Source organism: Mesorhizobium sp. M5C.F.Ca.IN.020.29.1.1 (assembly GCF_003997375.1).
Classification (GTDB): domain Bacteria; phylum Pseudomonadota; class Alphaproteobacteria; order Rhizobiales; family Rhizobiaceae; genus Mesorhizobium; species Mesorhizobium wenxiniae.
Genome location: NZ_RZSW01000260.1, coordinates 1 through 8,254, shown reverse-complemented (window position 1 = coordinate 8,254; position 8,254 = coordinate 1). Strand labels below are relative to the sequence as shown.

Annotated in this window: 7 protein-coding genes; 4 read left to right on the top strand and 3 right to left on the bottom strand. The window is 61.9% G+C overall.

Translation table 11 applies throughout. The annotated features are described in order from the left end of the window. The 3 genes from EOA85_RS20250 to EOA85_RS20240 form a co-directional block, all read right to left on the bottom strand. Nucleotides 1-961 (bottom strand): ABC transporter ATP-binding protein (locus EOA85_RS20250; protein WP_164759767.1); only part of this gene is annotated, 961 nt, incomplete at its 3' end. Continuing rightward, a complete protein-coding gene (locus EOA85_RS20245) occupies nt 958-2,499 on the bottom strand; it encodes an iron ABC transporter permease (RefSeq protein ID WP_245485896.1) in 1,542 nt (513 codons plus the stop codon). The genes EOA85_RS20245 and EOA85_RS20250, both read right to left, overlap by 4 nt. Nucleotides 2,500-2,719: 220 nt before the next feature. Beyond that, the gene (locus EOA85_RS20240) at nt 2,720-3,727 is read right to left on the bottom strand and encodes an iron ABC transporter substrate-binding protein (RefSeq protein WP_127210922.1); all 1,008 of its coding nucleotides are present in this window, start codon (nt 3,725-3,727) and stop codon (nt 2,720-2,722) included. Between the two features lie 207 nt (nt 3,728-3,934). On the opposite strand from EOA85_RS20240, the gene EOA85_RS20235 reads away from it, so the two are divergent. From EOA85_RS20235 to EOA85_RS20220, 4 genes are all read left to right on the top strand, one after another. Continuing rightward, a complete protein-coding gene (locus tag EOA85_RS20235; RefSeq protein WP_127210921.1) occupies nt 3,935-4,486 on the top strand; it encodes a sigma-70 family RNA polymerase sigma factor in 552 nt (183 codons plus the stop codon). 1 nt (nt 4,487) lies between these two features. Beyond that, nucleotides 4,488-5,126, top strand: a complete 639-nt coding sequence (locus EOA85_RS20230) for an NrsF family protein (RefSeq protein WP_127210920.1) — start codon at nt 4,488-4,490, stop codon at nt 5,124-5,126. Between the two features lie 1,063 nt (nt 5,127-6,189). Next, a complete protein-coding gene (locus EOA85_RS20225) occupies nt 6,190-6,951 on the top strand; it encodes a DUF3365 domain-containing protein (RefSeq protein ID WP_095518094.1) in 762 nt (253 codons plus the stop codon). Continuing rightward, the coding region (locus EOA85_RS20220; RefSeq protein ID WP_127210919.1) for a PAS-domain containing protein at nt 6,948-8,254 on the top strand (1,307 nt) is incomplete at its 3' end. The genes EOA85_RS20225 and EOA85_RS20220, both read left to right, overlap by 4 nt.

The following is an 8,254-nucleotide window of genomic DNA, read 5'->3' as shown; positions in this document are numbered from 1 at the left end:
GATCGGGACTGTTCAAGAGCCGCACCGCGATGGTGCACATCGAACCGGCGAATTCGGACTCCGTCACTTCGCCGAACAGCATGTCCGGCGTGCCCGACATGCCTTCGCGCGATGTCCGTTTCAGTAGCACCTGTTCCGGCCGCAGCATGATGCGGACGATATCGCGCCGCTCGGTGCTGTCGACGGGGATGCGGCCGAGCGGCGAGCTGGCAAAACCGTCCGCGATCTTGGCCGGCAAGATGATGGCGTCGCCGAGGAATTCGGCGACCATCCTGTCCTTCGGTTTGAGATAGAGTTCGTGCGGCGTGCCGATTTGCGCGAATTTGCCGTCGCGCATCACCGCGACCTGGCTGGCAAAGGACAGCGCCTCGGCCTGATCGTGCGTGACCAGGATCGTGGTGATACCGGCGGTCTCCAGAAGTTCGGCCACCGCCTTGCGCATCGAGGCGCGCAGCCCGGTGTCAAGCGCCGAGAACGGCTCGTCGAGCAGCATCAGCCGCGGCTTCATGGCCATGGCGCGGGCCAGCGCCACACGCTGCTGTTGGCCGCCGGAGAGCTCGTGCGGCCGCCGTTTCAGGATCGCCTTGTCGAGCCCGACGATATAGGCGAGCTCGACGATGCGCTCGGTGCGCTTGTCCTCGTGATGTCGCATGCCGAAGCCGATATTGGAGGCGATGCTCAGATGCGGGAACAGGGCGCCGTCCTGCGCCACCACGCCGATGCCGCGCCGATAGGCGGGCACGGCGGCGCCGCCATTGGCCAGCACCTCGCCATCAAGCACGATGCGGCCTTGGTCCGGCGCCTCAAAGCCGGCGATCAGCCGCAGCAAGGTCGTCTTGCCGCAGCCGGACGGCCCGACGATCGCGGTGCGGCTGCCGCTGGCCACGCTGAGATCGACACCGGCCAGTGCGGCCACCGGGCCGTAATGCTTGTGCACATCGGTGAGTTCGAGGAAGCTCATCGTCCGGCCATCCGCTTGGACTGGACATAAAGCAGCCAGATCAGCGGCAGCGAGATCGCCACCATGATGAGGGCGTAAGGTGCGGCGGAGGCATAGTCGATCTCGCCGCTGTGGGCCCAGAACGCCATCGCCAGCGTGCGGGTGCCGTTGGGCGCCAGCATCTGCGTTGCGGTCAATTCGTTCATGATGCCGAGCGCCACCAGTGCCATGCCTGCCGCGGCACCCGGCGCCGACAGGCGGATCGTCGTCGACCACAGCGCCTTGAGCGGTGACCGGCCGAGACTGGCGGCGGCGAGTTCCAGCTCGACCGGCGCCTGCGCGATCGACGCCCGCAGGCTGATCAGGGCGCGCGGCAGGAACATCAGCGCATAGGCAACGAGGATCGTGAACAGGGTCTGGTAGAGCGGCAGAGCGATGCGCACGGTGATGGTGACCAGCGCCAGCGCTACGACGACGCCGGGCAAGGATCCGACGATGTAGTTGCAAGCCTCCAGAAGACGCTGCAGCGGTCCCGGCGCGCGGATTGAGATCCAGGCCATCGGCATGGCGGCGATGGTGGCGAGCAGGGCGCCGGCGAGCGCCAGGAACAGGGTCTGGCCGAGCGCAAGGCCGATCTCATCGAGGCGCCAGACATCGGCACCGCCGGCAACGAGCCAGCGGCCGATGGTGACGAACGGCACGCCCAGCGCCAGCAGAGTGGTGATAACCGGCAGCAGCAGGCACGGGAGCGTGGCGCGGCCGAGCCTGGTGCGTTGCTGCCGGCGCGCGGCGCCCGAGCCGACGCGGGCATAACGCTCCTCGCCGCGCACGAGCACTTCGATCCCGAGCAGCACGAAACAGCATGTCACCAGCACCGCAGCCAGCATGTTGGCAGCGGGGCCATTGAAGGTCGACTGGAACTGGTCGACGATCGCCGTGGTGAAGGTGTCGAAGCGGATGAACACGTAAAGGCCGTATTCGGCCAGGAGATGCAGGCCGACCAGTAGAGAGCCACCGCAGATGGCGAGCCTGAGCTGCGGCAGCACCACCCGCCGGAACACGCGCCACGGCCCGAGGCCGACAGCTGCCGCGGCATCTTCGAGAGCAGGATCGAGCCGGCGCAAAGCTGCCGCCACCGGCAAATAGAGGAACGGGAAATAGGCGACGACGGAAACCAGAACGCCCGCCCACAGGCCATGCAGTCCCGGCACCAGGCTGATCCAGGCATAGCTGTGGACGAAGGCGGGGATGGCGAGTGGCGCCACCGACAGCCAGGCCCACAGGCGGGCACCGGGAAGATCGCTGCGTTCGGTCAGCCAGGCCAGCGCCACCGAGAGCACGATGCAGATCGGTACCGCGAGCATCACCAAAAGCAGGGTGTTGACCAGCAGCTCGCCGACGCGCGGCCGGAAGACCAGTGCCGATACGGTTTCCCAGCCGGTCTGCACGGCAATCCAGATGATGAAGGCGAGCGGCAGCAGGGAGAAAAGTGAGATCAGGATGGCGGCAAGCGAAACCCAGGATATCGGCCGCCGGCGCGTCCATTGCCCAGCAACCATGCCGGTCGGCAGGACCGAGCGTGCAAGGTCGGCCGCAGACTGCATCAGCTCAGGCGCCGTGCCGCTGCCGCCCGATGGCGGAAACGGTCGAAGGGCCGCAAACGCGGCCAGAAACGCAGCTTGTCGTCATGGACGAATGCCACCTCGAAAAACAGAGCGCTCCTGCGGAAGCGAATTCCCGCAGGAGCGCAGTCGGTTGCCCTTTTAGGACGAACGCCGACTAAAGCAAGCCGGCTGCCGTCATCAAATCCGTCACCTTCTTGGAGTTCAGCGTCGTCGCGTCGACCTTCGGCGCCTGCAGTTCGGCCAGCGGCACCAGCGCCGGATTGGAATCCGCGTCCTTGCCGACCGCGTATTCGAAAGAATTGCCGGTCTTCAGCACGTCCTGACCACCCTTGCCGGTCACCCATTTCAGGAAGGCCTGGGCTTCCTTCGGGTGCTTGCTGGAGGCCAGCACGCCACCACCGGAAACCGAGACGAACGCGCCCGGATCCTGGTTCTTGAAATAGTGAAGCCCGATGTTCTTGCTGTTCTCACCGGTCTTGGCCTGGTCGCCGTAGTAGTAATAGTGATAGATCACTCCGCCTTCGACCTCGCCGGCATTGACCGCCTTCATCACCGTGCTGTTGCCTTTGTAGGCGGTGAAGTTCTCTTTCATCGCCTTCAGCCAGCCGGCCGTTGCGGCCTCACCCTTGAGCTGCAAAACCGCGCTGACGATCGCCTGGAAATCGGCGCCGGACGGCGAAGCGGCCCAGCGTCCCTTCCAGCTCGGATCGGCGAGATCAAGCAGCGACTTGGGCAGCTGTTCGGCGGTCAGCTTGGTTTTGTTGTAAACAAAGACGGTGCTGCGTGCGGCGATGCCCACCCATTTTCCGCTGGACGGCTGGTACTCCTGCGGAACCTGGGCCAGCGTCTCGGCATCGACCGGCGCGAACAGGCCGGCGGATTCGACCAGCGCCATGGCGGGGGAGTTTTCCGTCAGGAACACGTCGGCCGGCGACGCGGCGCCTTCGGCGACGATCTGGTTGGAGAAATCGCTGTCACCGCCGTGGCGAACGGTGACCTTGATGCCGGTTTCCTTGGTGAAACCTTCAACCCAAGCGTCGGTCAGGCTTTCATGCTGGGCATTGTAGACGACGATGCCGCCGTCCTGAGCCATTGCCGGGCCGACGATCAGGCTGATTGCAAGTGCCGCGGCACCGGCAAGGGCGGAAAGAGCATATTTCATGGACGTTATCCCTCTCGATCTCAATGGTCTTTGATTTAGCAAGACTGCACCTATCAATTCCTGATCGGTGTAGTCAACATTGATGAACGGCGCAATCGGGCGCTGGAGGTGAAACCTTCGTGATATTCCCATATTTTGGCTTGGACATTATTCGCCGGCCACGTAACAAATCAGCGCCGAGGCGCGAATATCGGGGAGTGAACTCTTGTGACCGGCAACGATGAGGCCGAGCTTTCCCGGCTGATGCGGGCCGCGATCGCGGGAGATGAAAAGGCTTACGCCGACTTTCTGCGCCGGACGGCTGCTCTCGTTCGCGGCTTTATCAGGCGCAAGATCGTTCAGGGCGGGGTCGATCCCGAGGACGTCGTGCAGGAAACCTTGCTGGCCATTCATGTGAAACGGCATACCTGGCGGAAGGATCTGGCCGTGCTGCCCTGGGTCTACGCCATTGCGCGCTTCAAGCTGATCGACGCCTTTCGGCGGCGCGGGCGGCGCATCGAGATCGAGATCGACGAGATCGCCGAGACCTTCGCCGAACCGGAGGCCGAGACGGTCAGCGAGCGCGACATCAATCGTGCCCTGGACGCGCTGCCGCCGGCGCAGCGTTCCGTGGTTTCGTCGGTATCGGTCGAAGGCCGTTCCATTGGCGAGACGGCGGTGAAGTTCGGCATCAGCGAGACGGCGGTGCGCGTGTCGCTGCATCGTGGGCTCGCAGCTATTGCTAAACGGTTCGGGGCCAGACAATTCGGGCGGGAATGACATGAAGACGGACGATCTCATAAGGGCGCTCGACGCCGATGCCCACAGCAGGGCGATGCCGCTTGGCTCGGCCTGGTGGGTGGCCGCCGGTGCGGCTACGGCGATCGCGGCGGTGGTTTTCTGGCTGGCGATCGGCCCACGCACCGACATCGCGACCGCCATGCATACGATGCGCTTCCTCGCCAAGTTCGTCTTCACGACTGCTCTGGCCGTCAGCGCCTTCGCCTTGATCCGCGTCCTGTCGACACCCGGTGCATCGACGAGCAGGGCGGCGGCCTGGATGATTGCCGCACCGCTGCTGGTGGTCGTTGCGGTGGTGCTGGAACTCCTTTCCGTGCCTGCAGCCGACTGGGGGACGCGTCTGATCGGCAGCAATCTGGTGATCTGCCTGACATTCATCCCGCTGATCGGCATCGGTCCGCTCGCTATCTTCCTAGCGGTGCTGCGCTATGGCGCGCCGACGCGGCCGGTGCTTGCCGGAACGGTGGCGGGCCTGCTCGCTGGTGGGCTGGCGGCAACTTTCTATGCCGCACACTGCTTCGACGACTCGCCGCTTTTCGTCGCCACCTGGTACACGATCGCCATTGCCATCCTTGCCGCGCTCGGCGGGCTCGGCGGGCGGCTTTTTGTGCGCTGGTAGCGACGGCCCGCGATCGGAGACGCTCTAAGGTCAAAACTCATTCATTTCTGAACGACCTAGTTCGACCGGTTGCGGAAGTTCGTTCGCCCGTGCCGAATTCACGCCCTTGACCCGATAACGACCTTCCTGACATCGCGCTCCAGCGCCGTGATCACTCGGGATCAGTTCGACTCGCCGCCGCGGGGACAATGAGACCTTGGCATGCGACATGGCAGATACTGTGGGCTGGACAAATCATGGGCCGGCCGCATTCCGCCCCGATCCGGAACTCGGATTGGGACGCTTTGACAAAGCGCACGTGATTTCGTCGCGTGAGATACCAATGTCGTTAAGAATGTCATCCGGTGACCGGCTCAACCCGTCTGTTATCATCCACATAGCTTTTCGCTCGGCGCGAAGGCGGAACCATCCGCGAATGTAGCCAATGGTGCCATTATGAAAACTTGTCCACATCGAAGTCATTCCTTAATCACCTGCTCGAACACACGGCACGGAACGGCACTGGCGGTATTCACCGCGAGAAGGACCGGTTACGTCGCATCAATTCCGAACTTATCGGTCTCGTCCGGCTGGGCGCCTCGCGGCGGCAGCGACTGCAACCGCGCCGGCGAGGGTTAAAAACTGATTGTTTTTCGTAACCTAGTTCTGTTTCCTTTCAGCGATGATGGTTCATCAAGCGATCAAGATGACATGCATAAGTTGTGCCGGCCGACAACATAAGGCCAGAACCATCATCTTCTTCTACAAACAATTGCTATGCTAAGTTTACGGTGCGTGAGGTCGCGCTCAAACACAACGAATATATATTTCAAAGCTAATTTTCTAGCTTTAGCAAGCTATATTTTAACGGCAAGCTTGACAAATCCACCGCTAACCTCTCGGTGCTCCACCCAGGGTGGTCAAGAGACGTTCGGCAAAAACGGGTTTGCGGGCCAGGGCCGCTTCGGAGCGGGCGGCGGATGCTTCGTTCCTTCTCTCACTGCTTGCGCATGGGCGTTTGTCGCTACGCTATCGGCCTGCGTTGTGCTATACTTTTTCTTTGGCTTCTTTCGACGGGATGGAGATGTTCGCCCTGTCAACCTTGACGCGGAGAAGCATTGGCGTTGCTCTTGTCGGTTGCGCGTTCCTCGCGCCGGCTGCCATGGGAGCGGGAGATTCTGAAGATGTCGCGATGGGAATCCGCCTTGCGGAATTGCTTCGCGCTGGGCGAAGTGTTGTCTCCAACTATCAGACACTAATCAACGATCCCGCACTTGGCGACAAGCACCTTGACAGCGAGCGGTTTGCGAGCGAGGCCATCGCCGTTTACTCAAAAAACACCGGCCAGGACCCGTTTTCCGGCGAATTGACCAATCGCGACCGGCGTCTGCTTGAGGCCCAGATTGGGGCTATGCGGGAGGTGGTGGACGAGCAGCAAGATGACATCAACCGCGCGGGGATCGGGTTCAAGGGCTTCGTGCCGGCCGTTTTCGCGCGTCTGTTGAATGAGAAATTCGCCGCCAAGGTTGGCAACGAGGCTCTGGTACGCGTGACTGCGCCCGAGCAACTCGTGCGCAACCGCAAATCTCTTCCGGACGCTTGGGAAGCCAGCATCATCGTAAGCGTCTTTTCAGATCCGAAGAGAGCAAAAGGCGAAGCCTACACGGATGTGACCGAGGTGGAGGGACGCCCGGCATTTCGAATGCTCCTGCCCGAATACTATACGGAGTCGTGCCTTTCCTGCCACGGCGAGCCGAAGGGCGAGATCGACATAACTGGATATCCCAAGGAGGGCGGAAAAGCCGGCGATCTGGGGGGCGCAATCAGCATCGTCTTGTTCAAATGAGCGTCCTGGAACAGACACCCCACGAGGTGGAAGCCCTACCGGCGCCGTCGAAATCCCTGGGACGTCGCCTTGCCAGTCTGCCGATCGCGGCCCGCGTAGCTGCACTGACAGCGGCCGGCCTCATCAGTCTCATCGTATCTTCCATCCTTCTCACGCAGGCGCTTTATCGCAGTGCCGACCGCACCGCAGACACAAAGGCATTGTTCGATCTCGCGGCGACTGCGGCTGCGGCGCACGTGACCTTTGGCGAATTGCGATACTGGCTCACCGATTTGTCGGTCAGCTTGCTAATGAACTCCCAGCGGAATGCCGAGCAGGCGCGTGAGCGACTGCTGGACCAACTGGACGGCCTTTCGAAATCATCCCCCGATGCAGTGAGGGAAATCCGTGTCGAGATCGATGACTACGTCAAAAGGGCACTAGAGGCGGCGGACAGCTATACTCAGGATAACCGCATCATTGGAAACGCTCTCCTGGCCGAGGCGCGAACCCACAGCACGAATGTCGATGCCGCCCTTAACAAACTTGTCGAACAAGTGAGCGCCGAGGCAGAAGCTGCTCGTAACGAGGCTGTAAGGCTAGCCCAGAAAACCGCGACTACCGCTGCCATTCTGGTGGTCATCGTGCTGTTGATTGGGTCGCTTCTTACGATCCTTGTTCTTCGCTCGATCATTGGCCCGTTACGGCGGCTGAACCGGGTCATCGGCGAACTGACGCAAGGACGCTACGATATTGAAATACCGATTGAGGGAGGCGACGAACTCGGCGCAATGTCGCGGACGCTTCGACTTTTTCGCGCGGGCGCGATTGAAAAGAAACGACTGGAAGACGAGGCGGAGCAGCAAAGACGGACGATCGCAGCGGCGCTTGAGGCAATTTCTGACGGATTTGTCCTATTCGATCCGCAGGACAGGGTCATCCTGGCCAACAGCAAATTTTGCGAATTCTTCCCTGACCATGCGCGAGCTTCTCTTCCTGGGCAAAATTTCCAAGAAATCTTGGAGCAACGCCTGGCGGGCGGGCAAGTCGACCTTGCGGGCGCGTCGCCGGAGGAGTGGATTGCCCAGCGGTTACACATTCACAAGGACCCGGCGGACTTCGTCGGTGAGGATCGCTTCGGCGACAGATGGGTTCGCGTAAGCAGGCGAAAAACGCCTGACGGCGGCGCGGTCGCCGTTTACACCGACATCACGGAATTGAAACAGAGACAAGACGAACTCGAGCGCGCCAAGAGCCGTGCTGAATCGACGAATGAAGCGAAGAGCCGCTTCGTCGCATCCGTCAGCCACGAACTGCGTACGCC

Bases quoted from the DNA above. Each gene is read 5' to 3' on its own strand.
- EOA85_RS20245 (WP_245485896.1), bottom strand. From the start codon at position 2,499: ATGGTTGCTGGGCAATGGACGCGCCGGCGGCCGATATCCTGGGTTTCG.
- EOA85_RS20230 (WP_127210920.1), top strand. From the start codon at position 4,488: ATGAAGACGGACGATCTCATAAGGGCGCTCGACGCCGATGCCCACAGC.
- EOA85_RS20240 (WP_127210922.1), bottom strand. From the start codon at position 3,727: ATGAAATATGCTCTTTCCGCCCTTGCCGGTGCCGCGGCACTTGCAATC.
- EOA85_RS20225 (WP_095518094.1), top strand. From the start codon at position 6,190: ATGTTCGCCCTGTCAACCTTGACGCGGAGAAGCATTGGCGTTGCTCTT.